This is a genomic window from Aeromicrobium sp. CFBP 8757, assembly GCF_014841755.1.
Lineage (GTDB): Bacteria > Actinomycetota > Actinomycetes > Propionibacteriales > Nocardioidaceae > Aeromicrobium.
This window is the reverse complement of sequence record NZ_JACYUM010000013.1, coordinates 13,015-33,364: the sequence shown is the minus strand read 5'-3', so window position 1 is coordinate 33,364 and position 20,350 is coordinate 13,015. Positions and strand designations below refer to the sequence as shown.

The window sequence follows — 20,350 nt, the reverse complement described above, 5'->3', positions numbered from 1 at the left end:
GGGGAGGGGGCGGGACAGTGCTCAGGCCGGGACGTCCGGCCGGACCTCGGCCTGACGACGACGCTCGCCGCGCGTCTTGACGAGCTTGGACATGATCACGGCGACGACCAGCGCGCCACCGTAGAAGAGCTGCTGGACGTACTGCTGCGCGCCCATGAGCTGCAGGCCGGTGATGCCGGTGACCAGGAAGTACACGGCGATCAGCGTGCCCCACGGGTTGAAGCGACCGATCTTGAGGACCGTCGAGCCGAGGAAGCAGGCCGCGAACGCGGGCAGCAGGAACGCGGCACCGGACGTCGGGTCGGCGCTGGCCGTGGTGCCGGCGTAGATGACGCCGGCCACACCCGCGACACCGGCCGAGATGATCATCGACACCCAGCGCAGGCCCGAGACGTTCACGCCGTTGAGGCGGGCCACGTCGCGGCTCTGACCGGCGAACAGCAGCCGCTGGCCGAAGGCGGTGTGGTCGAAGACGTACCAGACCAGGACGCACAGGGCGATCGCGTAGTAGAAGTCGACGGGGATCGCGAGGAACGGCTGGGTCAGCATCGTGTCGGACAGCTTGCGGTCGACGCCGGTGATCGTCACCGAGTTCGAGATCTGGTAGATCAGGCCCTGCACGACCGTGCCGACGCCGAGCGTCACGATGAACGGGTCGATGTCGAAGCGGGTGATGATGAACCCGTTGACGACGCCCACGACCATGCTCACGAGGATCGCGGCGATCACCGCCGCCCAGATGTTCCAGCCCTGGTTGACGTTGAGCACCGCCACGACGACGGCCGACAGGTTCAGCGTCGACGCGACCGAGAGGTCGTAGTCGCCGGCCCGCAGGGGCACGATGAGTCCGAGCGCCAGCACCAGCAGCACGGCCTGGGAGCCGAGCATGTTGGAGATGTTCGCCGTGGTCGGGAACGTCTCGGGGACGATGAGGCTGAACACGAGGAACAGCACGGCCCACACGCCGAGCAGCGCGAAGCGCTCCGGCTCGGCCGGCCGCTTCGTCGTCCTGCGCGACGCCTTCGGGGTGGCGGTGGTCTTCACCGGATCAGTGGTGGTCATGACGCTTCCTCTGCATAGACGGCGGACGCGAGTGCGTCCTTGGTGATGTCGTCCCCGTGGATCTCGGTGCGGATGCGGCCCTCGTCGAGGACGATGACCCGGTCGGCCATCTCGACGAGCTGCTCGTAGTCGGAGGTCGCGCACAGGACCGACATGCCCTCGGCCACGGCGGCGCGGATGAGCTTGAAGATCTCCCGTCGGGCTCCGATGTCGACGCCCTGCGTCGGCTCGCTGAGCAGCATGACGCGCGGCGCGGTGTCGAGCCACTTGCCGAGCAGCGCCTTCTGCTGGTTGCCGCCGCTGAGGTGGCCGAACTGCGCGGCGGGCCGGGGCGGGACGACGTTGAGCCGGTCGCACGCCTCCTGCGCCTGCACCTGGATGGCCTTCCAGTCGATGCGGAAGCCGCGGGCCCGGCGGGTGAGGAACGGCAGCGACATGTTCTCCATGACCGTCAGGCCCAGCACGCCCCCCTGGCCCTTGCGGTCGGCGGGGATCAGGATGACGCCGCGCGCCATCGACGCCGCGGGGCGCAGGTCGGTGATCGTCGCGCCGTCCTGCACCACGGCCCCGGCGCGGGGCGCCTTGACGCCGTAGAGCAGCCCGGGCAGCTCCTCGAAGCCCGATCCGGCCAGACCGGTGATGCCGACGACCTCGCCGGCGTGCAGGTCGAGGTCGAGGTCGACGATACGGTCTCCGGTCAGCCCGCGAGCGGACAGCAGCGGCGGACGGTCGTCGCGCACGACGGCCGCCCCCTTGGCGACGTGCTCGTCGCGCGCGCCGAGGATCAGCTGCACGAGGTCGTCGCGGGTCGAGCCCGCGGTGTCGCGGGTCCCGGCGGTCTCGCCGTTGCGGAACACCGTGATGCGGTCGGTGACCTGCAGGATCTCGTCGAGGTCGTGGCTCACGAGCAGCACGGCGTCGCCGGCTGCGCGAAGACGGTCGAGGAGGGCGAACAGCATGCCGACCTCGTGGCGGGGCAGGAAGACCGTGGGCTCGTCGAGCACCAGGATCTGGCCACGGCGCTCGCCCCCGGCGATGCGCTCCTGACCCCCGACGGCGCGGACGACCGCGACCATCGCGCGCTGGACCGGCGTGAGCATGTCGATCGTCGCGTCGACGTCGACCTCGACCTCGAAGCGGTCGAGCAGCTCCCGGACGCGGGTGCGCTCGGCGGACCAGTCGACCCGCCTGAAGCCACTCGCGTGGCCGACGTTGTCGAGGGCCATGTGCTCCAGCACGGTGCCGGCCGGCGCGAGGCCGAGGTCCTGGTGCACGAAGCCCATACCCTCCTCGCGGAGGCCACGCGGACCGAAGGGGCTGCTGAGGTCGCGGCCGTGGATGCTGACCGTGCCGCTGTCGGCGTCGTGGAAGCCCGCGAGGACCTTGATGAGGGTCGACTTGCCGCTGCCGTTGGCACCCAGCAGGCCGTGCACCTCACCGGGGCGGACGTCGAGGTCGACGCCGCGCAGCGCGGGCACGCCGTTGAAGGACTTGTGGAGACCGGTGACCCGGAGCAGCGGGGCGGGCGTCGCCGCCCCGCTGCTCGCCACGGTCGTCGTGGGAACCGTCATGGACTACGCCAGGCCCCAGAGCTTGAGGAACGCCGACGGGTACTCGTCGCCGAAGCCCTTGCCGCTCTCCGGCGGGTTGCCGGTCTCGTCGACGTTGGAGGCGTCGATCAGGCGCAGCGGTCCGGTCTCGCCCTTGATCGGCGGCACGCCGAGCATGGCGCGGAACGCGACGTCGAGGTTGACGTACGAGACCCAGTCGGGGTTCTCGGCGACGTTGACGGCCACGGAGCCGTCCTTGACCATCTTCAGGATCGCCGGCGTGCCGTTGAACGAGTAGATCTTGACGTCGCGGTTGGGCGCGGCCTGCTTGATGCCGGGTGCGGCGTACAGCGCGATCGAGTCGTAGATCGGCAGGACCGCGTTGATCTTCGGGTCCTTCAGGAGGGCCGACTGCACGAGGCCCTGGACCTGGGTCGACCACTGGGCGACCGGGGCGTTGACGACCGTCGCCTTGGAGCCGGACGGCGCCTCGTTCTCGAGGGTGTCCTCGATCGTCTTGACCATGCCCTCGGACGGGCCGGTCTCGGAGACCTGGATGACGAGCGCGTGGACGGGCTCACCCTTCAGGTTGGCGATCGCGTACTGCGTGAACAGGCGGGCGGCCTGGTTGAACGGGGCGAAGGCCTCGTACTCGAGCCCCGGGGTGCCGTCGCCCTCGCTGTCGCTGAGGTGCAGGGGGATGACCGGGATGCCGGCCTTCTTGGCGGCGTCGATCTGGGGTCCGAGGGTCTCCGCGAGCGGACCGTTCAGCATGATGGCGCCGGCCTTGGCGTTGATCGCCTGCTGGATGCCCTGCTGGAACGAGGTCTGCGTGCCGTCGGACGGGAAGGTCACGAAGTTGACGCCCGCCTCGGCGGCGACCTTCTTCATCGCCTTCTCGCCGACCGAGTAGAACTCGGCCTTGCTGTCGATCGGGATCGAGTAGATGGTCTTGCCCTTGAGCGACGCGACGTCGATCGGGTCACCGAGGTCGTCGGTGCTCGGGATGGCCTTGGCCTCGTCCACGGCCTTCTGCGCTGCCGCTACCTCGGCCTTGCTGTCGCCGGACGACCCGGATCCGCCGTCCGAGGAGCTGCTGCCGCAGGCTCCCAGCATGAGCAGGGCGGCCGCGGTGACCGCGACTGCCGAGAACTTCTTGGTGATCATCAGTACTCCAAAGGGGGTGGGGGTGGGGGTGAGGCGGTGACGCTGCGTGCTCGCTCGGGTCTCGGATGGTCTGCTATCGGTTCGCGAGGCTGGGGTCTTCCATCAGGTCGTCGTAGATGACGGTGATCGACCGCCGCTGGAACATCTCGACGAGCGAGTCGGGGTAGCCGACGTAGTCGTCCGTGTCGACGTGGATGTTGTCCTCGAAGCGGATCTCGTCGCACGCCTGGTCGCGGTCGTGACCGGCGGCGATCGCCGCGGCCACCTCGGCCACGACCTCTCGGCCGAGCTGGCGGTAGTGGTCGACCACCGCGCGGTCGGCCACCTCCCCGTGACCGGGGACGAGGAACTCGAAGTCGTACTCGGCGACCGCGTCGATGGCGTCGAACCAGTTCGACAGGCGCGAGTCCTGGAACGACGGCAGGCCGGCCTCGCACACGATGTCGCCGGTGAAGATCACGGCGTCCTGCGGGAACCAGGCGAGGAGGCTGTTGGCCGTGTGGCCGGGACGGAACGTCAGCTCGAGGCTCGCCCCGCCGACGTGGACGTCGAGGCGGTCGCTGAACACGACGTTCGGGACGCGCACCGTGTAGTCGTCCACGAGCGCGACGGCGTCGGGGTCGATGCGCGAGAACAGGTCGCGCAGGTACTCGTCGGTGGGGGCGTCGGTCAGCAGGCGCTCACGGGTGCCGCGGTGCGAGACGACCTCGCCGCCCATCCAGAAGTTGCCGATCGTGTGGTCGGGGTGGTGGTCGGTGTTGACGACGAAGCGGGTCTCGCCGAACGCCGAGACGGTCTCGTTCCACCGCATGGCGTCGGTGGGACGGTGCGGCGAGTCGACCAGGACGAGTCCGTCGTCGCCGACGACGATCGAGTTGTTGCTGCCCAGGTGGGCGGTCTCGACGTGGACGCGCGAGGTGATCTGCTGGAGGGTCATGCGGTGGTCTCCTGCTTCGGCATGGACGGTCCGCCGAGGAAGCCGACGAGGTTCTCGATGCGCAGGGGCGCGAACACCTCGACGAACACGGCCTCGCCCTCGATGCTGTGGCCGCCGTGCACGGAGCCACGCGGCACGATGCAGACGTCGCCGGCGGTCAGCTCCAGCTCGGTGCCGTCGATCGTGAACGCGATGCGGCCGCTGAGCATGACGATGGCCTGCTCCGCGTCCTCGTGGGTGTGCGGCGGGAGCTCGGTCGGGTGCACCCAGCGGATCTGGTTGACGCCCATCTCGCGCCCCGCGACGGCGGTGCGGAAGTTGTTGGGCAGACCCTCGACCTCGGGGAGCTGGTCCCATGCGCTGGCGTACATGCATCTGCTTCCGGTCGGCGGACTATGACGCGAGTCACGCTAGTCGCGTCAACTGCAAACTGTCAACAGTTCTCAGTAAACGTTGTGTAACGGTCTCTCGCACCGTCCGGGCACGACGAAACGGCCGCCCCTCGGGAGGGGCGGCCGGGCGTCCGGCGACGTCAGGAGTCGACGCCGGCCAGGTGGTAGACGTGCGACTCGGCCGCGTCGTGGCGCAGGCCGATCACGGCCTGGTAGTCGGGCGAGTGGTAGAACTCCGTGACCCGGTCGAGGCTCTCGAACTGCACGATCACGAGGCGCTCGAACGTGCGTCCGCCCTCCTTCACGATCAGCTCGCCGGCTGCCGGGAAGGCGTGCGCCAGCAGCCGGGCGCCGTACTTCTCCAGCACGGGGCCGCTCCGCTCGACGTACTGGTCGTACGTCTCGGCGTCGTGCACCGTGACCTCGGCGACGATGTAGCCCGGCCCGGACGTCACCGGTCGCCGATCTCTCGCAGCGAGGCCAGCAGGTCGGCGGTCGTCGACACGTCGGCGTACTTCTGCCCCATGTCGAACAGGTTGACCTCGTGCACGAGCGGGCTGCGGTCGTAGACCGCGTCGGACGGCACCGCGACCTTGTAGTTGTACGAGAACGCGTCGACCGCGCTGCCGCGGACGCAGCCCGACGTCGAGCAGCCCGTCACGACGAGCGAGTCGATGCCGGCCTGCACCAGGTAGCTCAGCAGCGGCGTGCCGAAGAACGCGCTGGGATGACGCTTGGGCAGCAGGATCTCGCCCTCGAGCGGCGCGATGTCGGGGTGGAACTCGTACCCCTTGTCGGGGATGTCCATGATCCCCGGCACCTTCGCGCCCAGCGCTCCGGCGTCGAACGCCTTCTTGGGGGCGACGTACGGGTAGAGGACCGGCCAGCCCTTCTCGCGGAACAGCGCGAGCAGCTGGGCGATGTTGCCCACCGCGTCCCACGCGACCTCGCCGCAGCTCGTCGTGAACTCGCCGATGGCCTCGTCGAACGGCGCGGGAGCCGTGCCGGTCGTGCGGTACTGCACGTCGATGATGAGCAGTCCAGGGCGCTTGCCGAGCCCGACGGGACGACCGAAGCCGGCCGCGTCGTAGCGCTCACGCGTCAGGGGGTCGATGATCTCGGTCATGCGTCGGCATCCTTCTCTGCGGCGGCGAGGGCGTCGGCACCGCTGCGCTCGCGGCGCAGGTACCGTCCGGTCGTCTGGTCGGCCAGCTGACCGTCACGCACGGCGAACACCCCGCGGACGATCGTGTGCACCACGCTGAGGGGCACCTCGGTGCCCTCCCACGGCGTGTAGTCGGCGCCGGAGTGCTGCGTGGCGGCATTGATCGTGTAGCTGCCGTCGAGGTCGACGATCGCGAGGTCGGCGTCCGAGCCCACGCGGATCGTCCCCTTCTGGGGGTATATCCCGAACAGCTTGGCCGAGCGCGTCGACGTCGCGTCGACCAGGCGCTCGAGCGGCACCCCGCGCCGCAGACCCTCGGTGAGCGTCAGCGGCAGGACGCCGCCGGTGCCGGGGAAACCGGCCGATGCCGTCCACACGTCCTTCTCCTTGAACGAGCGGTGGCGTGCGTTGTGGTCGGATCCGACCGTGTCGACGCGCCCCTCGGCCAGGCCCGTCCAGAGGGCCTCGAGGTCGGCGCGCTCGCGGATCGGCGGGTTGACCTTGCCGTAGGTGCCGCACTGCGCGTCCGTCGTCAGGGTCAGGTACTGCGTGCAGGTCTCGACGAAGAGGTTCTCGTACGAGCGACGCTGACGCTCCATCGCCTCGAGCGCGAGCTGGCTGCTGGTGTGCACGGCGTACACCGAGGCCCCCGTGATCTGGGCCATGTAGGCGACGCGCTGCACCGCCTCGGCCTCGACGAACGAGGGACGCGACTGGTTCCACGCGCTGAGCGGTCCGCGCGACTCGTCGATCGGGCGGTTCTTGAGCTTCCAGACCAGCTCGATGTTCTCGGGGTGCGGGTTGATCATGGCGCCGTTGTCGGCGGCCATGCCGAGCACGTCGTACATGTATCCGTCGTCGTTGCCCGGCAGCCCGAGGTACTTGCCCTCGTCGCCCTTGAAGTTCATGAAGAACTTGAAGCTCGAGATGCCGAACTCGCGGATGTAGGCCGGGATGTCGTGCACGTGGTCGTCGGTGCCGACGCAGATGTGGAAGCCGAAGTCGACGTAGGAGTCCTGCTCCATGACGGCCTGGGCGCCCGGCACGACGGTCTCGTACGGCTCGCCGCTCATCAGGTAGACCAGCATCGACGTGATGCCGCCGGCCGCGGCGGACGCGGTCTCGAGCCGGGCGTCGTCGGGGGCGCGCGGGACGCGGATGTCCTTGCCCAGGTGCACGTGGGGGTCGATCGCGCCGGGCAGCACCAGCTTGCCGTCGAGCTGGACGGTCTCACGCGCCTCGGCATCGGAGTCGCGCGAGACGATGCCGGCGACCAGGCCGTCGGTGACCAGCAGGTCGACGTCGGCGGTCCCGGTGCCGTGCAGGTAGACGCGGCCCCCCGAGAGGCGCAGGTCGTGGATCGTCATGCGGTCACCCCCTGCGCGGGCAGGTCGGCGGCGTAGCGGCGGTCGAGCTCGTCGAACTCGGGCTTGCGCACGAGCGCCTGCCGGTCGGACCAGCTGATCATCAGGTCGGCCGCGGCGAGGGTGTCGCCGTGCACGCGCAGATGGTCCATGACCTGCCGCATGCCCGAGACCGCTCCCCGCATGGCGGCGTTGGCGTACAGGGCGATCGAGAAGCCGAGCTCGCCGAGCTCGTCGCGGGACGTCAACGGGGTGAGCCCGCCCTCGACCATGTTGGCCATGTGGATGCCGGGCACGGTGCGCACGATGTGCGCCATCTGCTCGGTCGTCGTGGGTGCCTCGATGAACAGGATGTCGGCGCCGGCCTCGGAGTAGGCCGCGGCACGCTCACAGGCGGCGTCGAGGCCCTCGGTCGACAGCGCGTCGGTGCGCGCGATGATCAGCAGGTCGTCGTCGAGGCGCGCGTCGACCGCGGCCTTGACCTTGCCGACCATCTCCTGCATCGAGACGACGTCCTTGCCGGCGAAGTGCCCGCACTTCTTCGGGCTGACCTGGTCCTCGAGCTGGATCGCCGAGGCGCCCGCCCGCTCGAGCTGGCGCACCGTCCGCTGCACGTTGAGCGCGTTGCCGAAGCCCGTGTCGGCGTCGACCACCAGCGGGATCGAGACCGACTCCGCCATCGCGGCGACGTGGCCGACCAGCTCGGTGACCGACATCAGCCCCAGGTCGGGCATGCCCAGGTACGTGTTGGTGACCCCGGCCCCGGAGACGTAGACGGCTCCGAATCCTGCCTGCTCGATGACGCGGGCCGTGAGCGCGTTCGGCGCTCCCGGCAACAGGATCGGTGAGGTGGCCTGCTCGATGAGCGCGCGGAGGCCGGGGGTTTCGGTCATGGGGTCTCATTCCCCTTTCGAGGATCGTCGGTGAAGCCGAGGGCGGCAAGGGCGCCGCTCCGGGCGTGCTCGAGGTGTTGCTGGACCAGGCGCACCGCGACGTCGGGCTCGCGGCTGCGCAGCGCGTCGACGATCGCCTGGTGCTCGTCGAGCGCGGCCTTGGCGCGGCTGGGCGCCTGGGCCGACATCGACCGGGCCAGCGATATCTGGGCCTGGGTGTCGAGGGCGGCGCGCTCGAGGGTCGTGTTGCCGGCCAGCGCCAGCAGGCGACGGTGGAAGTCGCGGTCGGCGGGGTAGCGGCCGTTCGAGTCGTCCATCGCGAGCCCCGTGTCGGTGACGAAGGCGGCCAGGTCGCCGAGCTGCTCGTCGTCCGCGCGCCGGCAGATCAGGCGCACCGCGTACATCTCGAACGCGCACCGCATGTCGTACAGCTCGTCGAGCTCGCGGGCCTCGAACGTCCGGACGAAGGCGCCTCGGTGACTGATCACCGTCAGCAGACCCTCACCGGCCAGTCGCTGGATCGCCTCGCGCAGCGGGCCGCGGCTGATGCCGAGCGCGGACGCGAGCGCGACCTCGTTCAGCCGCTCGCCCGGGGGGATCGTGCCGTCCAGGATCATGTCGCGGATCACGATCTCGGTGCGTCGGGAGAACGTGCCATCGCGCGTCAGGGCCGCGCCGGCTTCATCACTCACAGTTGCTCCTCACGGACCGTCCGGGGACGGCCGATGGCTGGGGGACATGTCGTTCGATTCTGCCCTCAAGCCGTGGCCACCGCGGTCTGGACATTCCCGCGCTCGTCCTATTGTGACGCCGATCTTTGTCAACTGTCAACAGTTGGACGGAGACGGTCCTAGGACCCCCGCACGCGCTCGGACGCCAGCCACGCCAGGGCCATGACCGGGGCGGCGGAGTTGCCCGACACCTGGTGGGGCAGCACCGACGCGTCGACGACCCGCAGGCCGCGGACGCCCCGCACCCGCAGGTCGGCGTCGACGACGGCGTCGTCGTCCGGGCCCATCGCGCACGATCCGACCGCGTGGTAGATGCCGCCGCCGTGGGCGCGGGCGTGCTCGACGACCTGCGCCGGCGACGAGACGTCCGGGCCCGGGAAGACCTCGCGCTCCACGACGTCGGCCAGGGCGGACGCCGCCACCACGGCCCGGGCGTGGGCCAGGATCCCGCCCGTCGTCGCCTGCTCGGCCGGGTCGAGCAGGTAGCGGGGAGCGATGGCGGGGCCCGCCGATCCCGCCGGCGCCAGGTGGATCGAGCTGGGCGTCGTCGGGCGGATCGCCCAGCCCGTGAAGAGCAGGCCCGAGTAGGGCGCCAGCTGCATGCGGTCTGACGTCTCGTCGAGGGCCATCGGCACCCAGACGCCCTGGGCGTCCGGGCGCTCGCTCCCCGGGTCGGACCGGAAGGCACTGACGACGTCGTAGCCGCTGGACGCGATGGGTCCGCGCCGCGTCGCGAGGTACGAGAGCGCCTCGCGTGCCAACCGCGGCCGGGTGTTGAGCCGCTCGGTGAGCCCGCGACGATCGGCGAACCTGACCTGCATGCTGACGGCCCGCTGCTCGATGACGCCCTCGCCCACCCGGGGCCGCTCGACCCGCAGGCGCACGCCGGCGTCGGCGAGCACCGCCGGGTCGCCGATGCCCGACCGCTCGAGCAGCAGGGGGCTCTCGATCGTCCCGGCGGCCAGGACGACCTCGCGACGCGCCCTCACCTCCTCGCGATGCGTGCCGCGGACGATCGACACCCCCACCGCGCGGTCGCCCTCCAGGAGGACGCGCTCGACGCGGGCGCCGGTCACGATCGTCAGGTTGGGACGCCCCCGCGCCACCGACAGGAAGGCCGTGGCCGCGCTGACCCGGCGGCCGCGCAGGATCGTGGCCGGTGCCCGGCCGATGCGCTCGTCGTCCGAGTCGTTGAAGTCGTCGACCTCGCGGAGCCCGACCGCCCGGGCGCCCGCCAGCACGGCGTCCGTCACGGTGTCGGGCACCAGCGGGACCGACACGTGCACCGGCCCGCCCGCGCCCCGCGTCGCCGACGCACCGAGGGCGTGGTCCTCGATGGCGCGGTACGCGCGCAGGAAGGCGTCCGGCCCCCACCCGGGACCGCCCGCCCGCTCGAGCGTCTCGAAGTCGGCGGGGGCGCCGCGCACCCACATCAGGCCGTTGATCGACGTCGACCCGCCCAGCCCGCGGCCCCGGGTCCAGGCCTCGGCGGGCACTCCCGCCGACGGCCCCGTCGGATACGTGCGCGTGTGGCGCGCCGACCGCAGCGTCACGGGGAACGCGCGCGGCACCGCGAGCAGCGGGTCGCGCGCGCGCCCGCCGTCCTCGACCAGCAGCACCCGCACCGACGGATCGGCCGAGAGCCGCTCGGCCAGCACGCAACCGGCCGCGCCCGCGCCCACCACGACGACGTCGTGGCTCATGACGGCCCCGCGCGCCGCGGCGACACCCGCCGCGGGGTGATCCACTGCGGCAGCAGGCAGCGCACGGACCGGTCGCGCGCCGCACCGCTCCACACGCCCGTGCCGTACGCGACGTCGTCGAGACGCCGGGCGAGCGCGAACCGGCCCACGTCGAGCGTGGTGTCGGCCCGGGCACGGGCGACGACGGCGTCCGCCGCCCCCGCGACCGCGACGAACCGGCGGGCCCGACGCGAGACGACGCACGCCGCAGCCGCCACGGGCCACCAGTGGCGCAGGGCCAGGGCCGCACCCTGGGCGGACGTGGTGCGCACCGACCCCGCGACGATCGCGACGCGCTCCGTCGGCGTGACGCCCCCGGGCGTCGTCGCGAGCATGCGCGCGACGACGCCCGCCGCGATAGCGGACGCCCAGCGGCGCTGCACCAGCGCGGCGCCGATCAGGGCGGCCGCTCCCGGCGTCAGCACCGCAGGGGTGACGAGCTCGCCGTGCCGACGCGACAACGACGCCGCGCTCGTCCCGTAGAACCACTTGCGTCCCAGCCAGCTCGGCAGCGTCGTGCGTCCGTGGTGCCACACCACGACGTCGGCCGCGTGCCGGACCCGGCGCCCCTCCCCCAGCAGCCGCCACACCAGGTCGACGTCCTCGCCGCTGGTCATCGCCTCGTCGAAACCCGCCCCCAGCGCGTCGACGCGCGCCAGCAGGCATGCGGTGGGCACGTAGGAGACGGCCGACCACGGCCTGACCGTCGCCGGCACGGGACCGAGGTCGAGCGATCCGTGCGCGTCCTCGTACCGCTCGAACCACCGTTGCCCGCCGCGCGAGCGCACGCGCGCCGAGACCGCGGCCAGGGCGGGATCGGCCGTGTGGGCCACGAGCCCCGCGACGGCGTCGGCCGTCACCTCCACGTCGGAGTCGACGAAGGCCACGAGCGGGGTCGACACGATCCGCAGGCCGGCGTTGCGTGCCGCGGACGGTCCGCGGTTGACGTCGAGCCGCAACAGCTCGGCGCCGTGGCGCTCGGCGACGTCCGCCAGCGCCCGGGCGTCGATCGAGCCGTCGTCGACCACGACGCAGCGCAGCGCCGGCCGCAGCGACGACAGCAGGCGGTCGACGCCCGCCGGACGGTCGCGCACCGGCACCACCACGGTCACCTGCGCCAGCAACGCGGCGACGTCATCCCCTACCTCGTCGAGGACGGGGACCGCCAGGTCGAGGTCGAGGAGCCGTCCGGCCAGCGCGGCGCTGCCGGCATCGGTCACCGTGACCGTGCCGCCCGACATCATCGCGAGGGCCGCGGGCGACATCCGCAGCACCCGCGTGCCGCGGCGTAGCACCGCACCCGGGACGACGTCGTCGTGCAGCCGGACCACGAACCCCACCGGGAGCTCGACGCCGCGCGGCTCGGGGCTCACGACGTCCGCTCGGCGAGCCCGATCCTGCCCCGGGCGTCGACGACACCGTCCGACAGTGCCTCGACCGTCTGGCGCACCATCGTCGCGAGGACGTCTGCGCCGCGCTCGGCGTCGGCACCGGTCGGGTCGCCGAGGACGCCGTTCGCCGAGACCGCGGCCACCCCGCCCTGCATCAGGGTCGGCAGGATCTCGCGCAGGGGTCGGGTGTCGCCCGGCTCCGCACGGTCGAGCCGCACCGACGCGGGCCGCAGGCACAGCATCAGAGAGGTCTCGGTGAGGCCGGCGTGCAGGTCGACGTCCTCGGTGGCGCACGGCAGCCACGAGACGTCGTGCCCCTCGTCGCGCAGCTGCACGACGGCGGTGGTCAGCGCCATCAGGTTGCCCCCGTGCGCGTTCACGAAGACGACCGGCCCCGCCCAGGTCGACAGCGACCGCACGAGCTCGACGACCACGTGGTGCAGCGCCTCGGTGCCGATCGAGCAGGTGCCGGCGAAGGCCTGGTGCTCGCCGCTCGACCCGTACGACAGTGCCGGCGCGACGAGCACGTCACCGCCCGCGGCGTCCGCCGCACCGCGCGCGACCGCCTCGGCGATCACGGTGTCGGTGTCGAGCGGCAGGTGCGGACCGTGCTGCTCGATCGAGCCGACCGGCACCAGGACCAGCGGACGCGCCGGGACCTCGGTCCACGTGGTGTCGGCGAGCCTCGTCATCTCAGGCCGTTGCCGTCGCCGCGACGTCGTCGGGCACGGCCGAGGTGACGGCAGCGCCCAGGTGGCGCTCGAAGCCCTGGGGGACGACGAGCATGTCGCGGTCGAGCTGGTCGATCGAGGACAGGCCCATGCCGAGCAGCGACGAGTCGATGCCGCCGCGCAGGATGTCCAGGACGTTGCCGACGCCGGCCTCGCCGTTGGCCGCGAGGCCCCACAGGTAGGCCCGGCCGATCATGACGGCGCGGGCGCCCATCGCGACGGCCTTGACGACGTCGCTGCCGCGGCGGATGCCGCCGTCGAGCAGCACCTCGATCTGGTCACCGACCGCGTCGGCGACCGCCGGCAGGGTGCGGATGGGGGCCGGGGTGCCGTCGAGGTTGTTGCCGCCGTGGTTCGACACCGAGATCGCGTCGACGCCGAGGTCGACGGCACGGCGGGCGTCGTCGACCCGGCACACGCCCTTGAGCATGAACGGCATGCCGCTGAGCTGGTACCACTGCTCGCGCATCCACTGCACGTCGTCCCACGTGGGCGGCGGGGTGCTCATCCACTCGTAGTAGGCGCCGAAGAACGTCGGGCCCTTGGCCTGGCCGGGTGCGGCGAGGTTGGGTGCCGTCAGGTCGGGCAGGTCGCTGGCGAACGACGCGAGCCAGCGCGGCTTGCGGATGACCTGGGGGGCGAACTTCAGCGCAGTCCTGAAGTCGACCTTCTCGGGGATCTCGGGGCTGCCCCAGTCGCGGCCCATCGAGAACGACCAGTCGAGCGTCGCGATCAGGCCGACGGCTCCGGCGGCGTGGGCGCGCTGCATGCGCTGGATCATGACGTCCCGGTCACCCGTCCAGTACATCTGGAAGAACGTCTGCGGGTTGGCGGCGACGACCTCCTCGACCGAGCGCGAGGCGAAGTTGCTCAGGCCGATGACGGTCCCCCGCGACGCCGCGGCCTTGGCGACGGCGACCTCACCGTCGGGGTGAACGGCCTGCACGCCGGTCGGCGACATGATGACGGGCAGCGAGATCGGCTGACCCATGACCGACGTGGCCATCGACCGCTCGGGCTGGTGCCCGGCCACGTGCGGGGCGAAGCCCAGCTCCATGAACGCGGCCTCGTTGTCCGCGGTCGACTGACCGCGCTCCGAACCGGCCACGAGCGCGCCGTACACCGACGACGGCAGACGCTTCTTCGCACGACGCTGGGCGACGGCGACGGACTCGAACCAGGGATTCTGGGCCCAGGGGTTCTTCGACATCAGGTTCTCGTTTCTGGTGCTAGAGGGTGAAGCCGGCGAGCGGGTTCTCGGCGCAGGCCGACACGGGAGGGCCGCTGCGCTGGATCTCCAGGGCGTCGTCGCGGCGCGACAGCGTCAGCATCACGGGCTGGTTGCGGGTGGGGTTCTTCTTCGAGTGGTCCTTGCCCTGCTCGGGCAGCACGCGGTCGCCCGAGGCGAGGGCGTCCTCGCCGAAGCCGCGGACGCACTCGGGGTCGGGGCCGTCCAGCGGCAGGCCGGTGAAGAACTTGGCGGCCATGCAGCCGCCGCGGCACGCGTCGAAGAACGCGCACGACGTGCACGCCCCGGACGTCTGGGGCGAGCGCAGCTCGTTGAACAGCTCGGACCGCTGCCAGACGGTCTCGAAGCCGCCGTCGGTCAGCACGTTGCCGGCCAGGAAGTTGTCGTGGATCGCGAAGGGGCACGCGTACACGTCGCCGATCGGGTCGATCAGGCACACGACACGGCCCGCGCCGCACAGGTTGAGCCCCGGCAGGGCTCCCCCGCCGTCGGCCACGCCGAACGCCGACAGGTGGAAGAACGAGTCGCCCGTCAGCACGTTCTCGCCGTTGGCGACCAGCCAGTCGTACAGCTCGCGCTGCTGCTCGGGCAGCGGGTGCAGCTCGTCCCACACGTCGGCGCCGCGACCCGACGGACGCAGGCGCGTCAGGCGCAGCGTCGCGCCGTACTGGTCGGCGATGGCCTTGAACTCGTCGAGCTGGCCGATGTTCTGACGGGTGCAGACGACCGAGATCTTGGCGTCCTCGAACCCCGCGTCCTGCAGGTTCTTCAACGCGGTGATGGCGGTGTCGTACGAGCCGGGGCCGCGGACGTAGTCGTTGACCTCGGGCGTCGCGCCGTCCAGCGAGATCTGCACGTCGACGTAGTCGGTCGAGGCCAGGAAGCGCGCCCGCTCGGGGTTGAGCCGCACGCCGTTGGTCGAGAACTTGACGCCCACGTCGTGCGAGACGGCGTAGTCGAGCAGCTCCCAGAAGTCGGGACGGATCGTCGGCTCGCCGCCACCGATGTTGACGTAGAAGACCTGCATGCGCTGGAGCTCGTCGATGACGGCCTTGCACTGCTCGGTGCTGAGCTCGCGCGGGTCGCGACGGCCCGACGACGAGAGGCAGTGCGCGCACTCCAGGTTGCACGCGTAGGTCAGCTCCCACGTCAGGCAGATGGGGGCGTCGAGGCCGAGCTCGAACTGCTCGATCAGGCTGCCGCCCTCGGGGCGGGCGGTGACGGGACGGGATTCCAGGATCGTCATGCGACGGCACCTTCACTGGTGGCGCCGGCCGGAGCCGGGCGGGGGCGGATCATGTCGGTGGCCGCGAGGCCGTGCAGGGCGGCGACGTACCCGGGCCACTGGGACTCGGGCACGTCGGCCGCCTGCAGCGTCGACCGGACGTCGGGGCACCCGGCGAGACCACGCACGACGTCGACCAGCTGCATCCGCTTGAGGAACGTCAGCTTGCGGTTGCCGAAGTGGTAGGCCATCGCGCCGAACGGCTCGGGGCGCAGCGCCACGGCGGGCGACAGCGCCCAGGCCTCGTCGAGCATCTCGATCGTCTCGGTCATGTCGGTCGGCGACTCAGTAGACGCCGCACATGCCGTCGATCGAGACCTCTTCGATCAGCGACTCGGCGGTGACGGTGGTGTCGGTCTGGACGGTCTCGGCGACCTCGGTCGCGGGGGTCTCGATGCTCATGCTCGCTCCTCGGTAGTGGTGTGCGACACACAGTAATGACACTCAGGGCCAAAAGTCGAGAGTTTCTACCAAAGAATTGCCAACTGTTGACATCTGATGGCGTGGACGCCGGATTGGTAGGTTGCCCCGGTGGACCAGCGACCGCGACCGACCCGAGGACGTCCGGTCGCGACGACCCACGAGGAGATCGAGGAGGCCGCGTTCCGACTGTTCGACGAGCGCGGATTCGCCGAGACGACGGTCGAGGCGATCGCCGAGTCGGTCGGCATCGGCCGTCGCACGCTGTTCCGGTACTTCGACTCCAAGAACGACATCCCGTGGGGCCGCTTCGCCGACAGCCTCGACCACTTCCGCGAGATCCTCGCCGACTCGCCGCCCGGGCTGCCCCTGCACGAGAGCGTGCACCAGGCGATGCTGCGGTTCAACGACTTCGGCCCGCAGGCCGCCCCCCAGCACCGCCGCCGCATGGGCCTGATCCTCTCGACGCCGGCCCTGCAGGCGCACTCGGTGCTGCGCTACGCGCAGTGGCGGGGCGTCATCGCCGACCACGTCGCGCAGCGCACGGGCCTGTCGCCCGGCGACCTGCTGCCCGTCACGGTCGGCCACGTCAGCCTGGCCCTGGCGCTGTCGGCGTACGAGTTCTGGCTCGCCCACGAGGAGTCCGACCTGCTCGACCTCCTCGACTCGGCGATGGCCGGTCTGCGCGACCACCTGGCGTGACCGCGTCGCGAACCCGATCGCGTCGTCACGACGTCGGGCCGTACGTGCGGACGAGGTCCCTGAACGCGTCGGCCGCACGCGCGCGCACGTCGACCAGCGGGGCCGGGGCGACGTCCCCGAATATCGCCAGCCCCCGCGTCAGCGCGTCCGCTACGTACGCCTTCAGCTCGGCCGGTGCCGCGCCGACCCCCATCTCGCGCGTCCGCGACTTCACCTCGACCAGCTCGTCGACCAGGCGGACCACCGCCTCCGTCGCGCCACTTTGCTCCAGGAGAACCTGCAGCTGCATGGGCGGGGTCGCCGCGGCGGGGTGCGCCTCGAGCCACCGCACGCACGCGGCCGGGCGCAGCGCGTAGAAGAGCCGCTTCAACGGCATCTCGGTCTCGTCGCCGTACCGCTCCCACTGGCCCCGGCACACGTGGGTGTAGTGACGTCCGACGGCCGAGCGGTCGACGATCTCGTCGGCCAGGTCGAGCATCGCGTCGCGGAAGCCCTCGTCGCCGCGGTAGACGTGAGGCGACCGCAGCCACTCCACGGCGACCGCGTTGCCGCGCGCCAGCAGCTCGACGGCCTTGCGCACGTCCCACCCGTTGACGTCGAAGACCTCGTCGAGGGGCGTCTCGATGACGCCCCTCGGCACCCACGGCGTGAGGTACGCGTCCTCGTCACGGACGTAGAAGAACCGGCAGTCGTAGTCGCTGTCCGGCGACGGGAAGCCCCACGCGCGACTCCCGCTCTCGATCGCCCACGGGATCCGTACACCGTGATCGGACTCGACTCCCGCGAGGCGCGCCCCGATCTCCGTCACGACGGACGCGTCGAAGGTGTCGGGGATCGCGCGCACCGGGCCACGGTAGCCGCACCGTGCGTGCTGATGCGGCTCACCCCGACCTGACGCACGATGGACGCATGAAGGTCGGAGACAAGGTCAGCTGGGACACGCCGCAGGGACGCACCCACGGGAAGATCGTCGAGAAGAAGACCAAGGACTTCCAGCTCGCGAAGCAGAAGTTCACGGCGTCCGACGACGAGCCGAAGTTCGTCGTCGAGAGCGACAAGACCGGCGCCAAGGCGGCCCACGCCGCCTCGGCGCTCAACGCGCTGAAGGGCTGACCCCTCAGGCGTCCAGCACGCTGGTCAGCACGAGCCGGGCCGCCTCGCCCCGCTCCACGACGACGACCGCGTTCTGCTCGTGCGCGACGGCCAGAGCGACGGCCTGCTCCTCGGGCAGGTCGAGCACGAAGAAGCCGTGCTCGGCCCGCCACGCCGGGTCCTCCCCGAAACCGGCGTGCGGCAGCGCGACCAGACCGTCGCTCGCGAGCGCCATCGCCATGCGGGCGTGGGCGTCGGCGTTGACGTCGTCGTGGGTCGGTTCGCTGCGGGGGTTCCAGGCCGTGATGAAGACGCCCGACCGGGCCCCGTGCGCGTCCAGCACCGCGTCGACCGCGGGCACGTGCCGGCCGATCAGCGCCTCGGCCACCGTGCCGCCGTCGGCACCGAGCACGGCGTAGCGCGTCCCGCGGTACGCCGCGATGAGGTCGTCGATCATCCGACAAGGTCGGTGACGAGGTCGCGCAGGATGCCGAACCCGTTCTGGGTCAGGATCGACTCGGCGTGGAACTGCACGCCGCGGTAGTGCGGGCCGGCCACCAGGTGGATGTCGCCGGTCGCCGGATCGGTCTCGACCGTGACGCCGTCGGGCAGGCCCGCGGCGGGCACGCGTGCCACGAACGTGTTGTAGAAGCCGACGGTCTCGGGCCGCTCGAGCACCGTCAGGCGGCTCTGCGTGCCCTGGAAGACGATGTCCTTGAACACCAGGTCGAGCCCGATCTGATGGCTCAGCGTCTGGTGGCCGAGGCACACCGCGAGGAACGGCCGCTCCGCATCGAGGAGCCCGCGCACGACGCCGTGCAGCGTCGCCATCTTCGGGTCGGCGAGGTCGCGGGGGTCACCCGGCCCGGGCCCCACGACGACCAGGTCGTAGCCGTCGAGCGCCCGGTCGCCACCCTGCTGGAGGGACGGCGCGTCGTGACGCACGATGTCGGTCGTCATGCCCAGCACGCCGAACACGTGCGACAGCATGTTGACGAAGTCGTCCTCGCCGTCGACGATCACGACCCGCTTGCCGACCAGCGACGGCACCGGCGCGGCGCCCGACTGGTCGGTCAGCCAGAACTGGCTGAGCCGCTGGTTGCGCGACCCCAGCGCGATGATGACCTCGTCCTCGCGCGTGAACGCGTCGAAGCCGTCGACCGGCTCGGGAGCCGACTCGACCAGGCCGAAGGCGCTGAGGATGCCACCCGCCTTGGCCCACGTCTCGGTCGTCTCGTAGGCCGCGTCGGAGTCGCGCACGAGCGTCGCACCCGCCGTGACCTTGAGGTTGCCGTCGAGGTCGACGTCGGCCGTGCGGATCAGGATCGGCGCGTCGGCGCGCTGCTCGCCCTGCTCGTCGCGGCCGATCAGCGCCGCGACCGACGCGTAGTAGCCGCGGCCCTCCGGCTCGTACTGCTTGATCAGGCGGCAGGCGTTCTCGACCGGGCTGCCCGTCACGGTCGCGGCGAACATCGAGTCGCGCAGCACCTCGCGGACGTCGCGGTGCGTGCGGCCGGCCAGCAGGTACTCGGTGTGCACGAGGTGCGTCATCGGCTTGAGGTACGGGCCGAGCACGAGACCGCCCTCGTGGCAGATGTCGCACATCATCTTGAGCTCTTCGTCGACGACCATGAAGAGCTCGTAGATCTCCTTCTCGTCCTGCAGGAACGACAGCAGCTCGCGCTTGCGGTCGGCGTGCGTCTCGAGCCCGCGCATGCGGAACGTCCCGCTGATGGGGTTCATCCGCACCTGGCCCGCCTCGAGGCTGACGTGGCGCTCGGGGCTCGCCCCGATCAGGTAGCGGTCGCCCGTGAAGATCAGGAACGTCCAGAAGGCGCCGCGCTCGCGCTCGAGCAGCCGGCGGAACACCGTGAGGGCCGCGTCGTGCCCCCAGTCGGCGACCTGCGCCCGGTAGTGGCGCCCGATGACGAGGTTGGCGCCCTCGCCCTGGCCGATCTCGTCGTCGATGATGTGGCGGACGATGCCGGCGTACTCGTCGTCGGACGTCTCGAAGCCGCCACGGTCGGTGAACTCGACGGGCACGTCGGGCAGCAGCTCGAGCAGCTCGGTCAGCGGCACCTCGGCGCTGTGCCGGATCTCGATCGCCGACAGCGGCGTCCCGTCCTGGTGCGCCTCGAAGCCGCGCTCGCGGGCCTGCGCGTACGGCACCAGCACGAGGTGGTCCCACGCGCGCTCGGCGCCGGTCCCGACGGGGATGTCGGCCAGGACGTCGAGATCGGTGCGGGGCCCGCCGACCAGCGTGACGGTGTCGGACTCGCGCACCCGGATCAGCGCGAACGCGGGCTGGGCGAGGGTCTCGTCGAGGGCGGTCATGTCAGGTCCTTCGGTTCATGCCCCGGCCGGACGAGGAGCGTCGTGAGACAACGATGCCCAGAGCCGGCGCGAGGCGGTCTGGGCGTTGGGTCGACAGGCCACCGTTACAGGTGGCGCCACCACGTGAGGTGCTGGGTCGACAT

22 protein-coding genes are annotated in these 20,350 nt (G+C 71.3%); 2 read left to right on the top strand and 20 right to left on the bottom strand.

The features are described 5' to 3' along the window. Window positions 1–21: 21 nt before the first annotated feature. From IFT73_RS18305 to mftA, 17 genes are all read right to left on the bottom strand, one after another. A complete protein-coding gene (locus tag IFT73_RS18305) occupies window positions 22–1,062 on the bottom strand; it encodes an ABC transporter permease (protein ID WP_056603733.1) in 1,041 nt (346 codons plus the stop codon). Next, window positions 1,059–2,633, bottom strand: a complete 1,575-nt coding sequence (locus tag IFT73_RS18300) for a sugar ABC transporter ATP-binding protein (RefSeq protein ID WP_192168868.1) — start codon at window positions 2,631–2,633, stop codon at window positions 1,059–1,061. The genes IFT73_RS18305 and IFT73_RS18300 overlap by 4 nt, the downstream gene beginning before the upstream one ends. 3 nt (window positions 2,634–2,636) lie before the next feature. After that, window positions 2,637–3,779 (bottom strand): sugar ABC transporter substrate-binding protein, encoded by a 1,143-nt coding sequence (locus IFT73_RS18295; RefSeq protein ID WP_192168867.1) that lies wholly within the window; start codon window positions 3,777–3,779, stop codon window positions 2,637–2,639. 73 nt (window positions 3,780–3,852) lie between these two features. Beyond that, window positions 3,853–4,716: an MBL fold metallo-hydrolase gene (locus IFT73_RS18290; RefSeq protein ID WP_192168866.1), complete on the bottom strand. Its 864-nt coding sequence runs from the start codon at window positions 4,714–4,716 to the stop codon at window positions 3,853–3,855. After that, window positions 4,713–5,087: a cupin domain-containing protein gene (locus IFT73_RS18285; RefSeq protein WP_192168865.1), complete on the bottom strand. Its 375-nt coding sequence runs from the start codon at window positions 5,085–5,087 to the stop codon at window positions 4,713–4,715. The genes IFT73_RS18290 and IFT73_RS18285 overlap by 4 nt, the downstream gene beginning before the upstream one ends. A 161-nt stretch (window positions 5,088–5,248) precedes the next feature. Further along, complete coding sequence (locus tag IFT73_RS18280; RefSeq protein ID WP_192168864.1) at window positions 5,249–5,563, bottom strand: DUF1330 domain-containing protein; 315 nt, start codon at window positions 5,561–5,563, stop codon at window positions 5,249–5,251. Beyond that, window positions 5,560–6,234, bottom strand: a complete 675-nt coding sequence (locus tag IFT73_RS18275) for an isochorismatase family protein (protein ID WP_192168863.1) — start codon at window positions 6,232–6,234, stop codon at window positions 5,560–5,562. Before IFT73_RS18275 ends, IFT73_RS18280 begins: the two co-directional genes overlap by 4 nt. After that, entirely contained in the window at window positions 6,231–7,640 is a 1,410-nt protein-coding gene (locus tag IFT73_RS18270; protein WP_192168862.1) for a dihydroorotase family protein, read from the bottom strand. Before IFT73_RS18270 ends, IFT73_RS18275 begins: the two co-directional genes overlap by 4 nt. Then, the gene (locus IFT73_RS18265) at window positions 7,637–8,530 is read right to left on the bottom strand and encodes an oxaloacetate decarboxylase (RefSeq protein ID WP_192168861.1); all 894 of its coding nucleotides are present in this window, start codon (window positions 8,528–8,530) and stop codon (window positions 7,637–7,639) included. The genes IFT73_RS18270 and IFT73_RS18265 overlap by 4 nt, the downstream gene beginning before the upstream one ends. Continuing rightward, a complete protein-coding gene (locus IFT73_RS18260; protein WP_192168860.1) occupies window positions 8,527–9,222 on the bottom strand; it encodes a GntR family transcriptional regulator in 696 nt (231 codons plus the stop codon). Before IFT73_RS18260 ends, IFT73_RS18265 begins: the two co-directional genes overlap by 4 nt. Before the next feature lie 158 nt (window positions 9,223–9,380). Then, the gene (locus tag IFT73_RS18255; RefSeq protein WP_197984370.1) at window positions 9,381–11,009 is read right to left on the bottom strand and encodes a GMC family oxidoreductase N-terminal domain-containing protein; all 1,629 of its coding nucleotides are present in this window, start codon (window positions 11,007–11,009) and stop codon (window positions 9,381–9,383) included. Continuing rightward, on the bottom strand, window positions 10,961–12,376 hold the full coding sequence (mftF, locus tag IFT73_RS18250; protein WP_371811325.1) for a mycofactocin biosynthesis glycosyltransferase MftF: 1,416 nt from the start codon (window positions 12,374–12,376) through the stop codon (window positions 10,961–10,963). The genes IFT73_RS18255 and mftF overlap by 49 nt, the downstream gene beginning before the upstream one ends. Then, on the bottom strand, window positions 12,373–13,086 hold the full coding sequence (mftE, locus tag IFT73_RS18245; RefSeq protein ID WP_192168859.1) for a mycofactocin biosynthesis peptidyl-dipeptidase MftE: 714 nt from the start codon (window positions 13,084–13,086) through the stop codon (window positions 12,373–12,375). Before mftE ends, mftF begins: the two co-directional genes overlap by 4 nt. A gap of 1 nt (window position 13,087) precedes the next feature. Beyond that, a complete protein-coding gene (gene mftD, locus IFT73_RS18240) occupies window positions 13,088–14,335 on the bottom strand; it encodes a pre-mycofactocin synthase MftD (protein ID WP_192168858.1) in 1,248 nt (415 codons plus the stop codon). A gap of 19 nt (window positions 14,336–14,354) precedes the next feature. Further along, window positions 14,355–15,620, bottom strand: a complete 1,266-nt coding sequence (gene mftC, locus IFT73_RS18235; RefSeq protein WP_192168857.1) for a mycofactocin radical SAM maturase — start codon at window positions 15,618–15,620, stop codon at window positions 14,355–14,357. Further along, the gene (gene mftB, locus IFT73_RS18230) at window positions 15,617–15,931 is read right to left on the bottom strand and encodes a mycofactocin biosynthesis chaperone MftB (RefSeq protein WP_192168856.1); all 315 of its coding nucleotides are present in this window, start codon (window positions 15,929–15,931) and stop codon (window positions 15,617–15,619) included. Before mftB ends, mftC begins: the two co-directional genes overlap by 4 nt. Window positions 15,932–15,944: 13 nt before the next feature. Then, a complete protein-coding gene (mftA, locus tag IFT73_RS18730; RefSeq protein ID WP_192168855.1) occupies window positions 15,945–16,061 on the bottom strand; it encodes a mycofactocin precursor MftA in 117 nt (38 codons plus the stop codon). A gap of 129 nt (window positions 16,062–16,190) precedes the next feature. On the opposite strand from mftA, the gene mftR reads away from it, so the two are divergent. Then, on the top strand, window positions 16,191–16,781 hold the full coding sequence (gene mftR, locus IFT73_RS18220; RefSeq protein WP_192168854.1) for a mycofactocin system transcriptional regulator: 591 nt from the start codon (window positions 16,191–16,193) through the stop codon (window positions 16,779–16,781). A gap of 25 nt (window positions 16,782–16,806) precedes the next feature. Here the strand turns inward: mftR and IFT73_RS18215 are convergent, their stop codons facing one another. After that, window positions 16,807–17,625, bottom strand: coding sequence for a DNA polymerase beta superfamily protein (locus IFT73_RS18215; protein WP_192168853.1), 819 nt, complete (start codon window positions 17,623–17,625; stop codon window positions 16,807–16,809). A 65-nt stretch (window positions 17,626–17,690) separates the two neighbouring features. Between IFT73_RS18215 and IFT73_RS18210 the strand changes: the two genes are divergently transcribed. Further along, entirely contained in the window at window positions 17,691–17,894 is a 204-nt protein-coding gene (locus IFT73_RS18210) for a DUF2945 domain-containing protein (protein ID WP_056603784.1), read from the top strand. A 4-nt stretch (window positions 17,895–17,898) separates the two neighbouring features. On the opposite strand, the gene IFT73_RS18205 is transcribed toward IFT73_RS18210, so the two are convergent. After that, entirely contained in the window at window positions 17,899–18,330 is a 432-nt protein-coding gene (locus IFT73_RS18205; RefSeq protein WP_056603787.1) for a DUF3293 domain-containing protein, read from the bottom strand. After that, window positions 18,327–20,207, bottom strand: a complete 1,881-nt coding sequence (locus IFT73_RS18200; RefSeq protein WP_192168852.1) for an anthranilate synthase family protein — start codon at window positions 20,205–20,207, stop codon at window positions 18,327–18,329. Before IFT73_RS18200 ends, IFT73_RS18205 begins: the two co-directional genes overlap by 4 nt. Window positions 20,208–20,350: the final 143 nt, after the last annotated feature.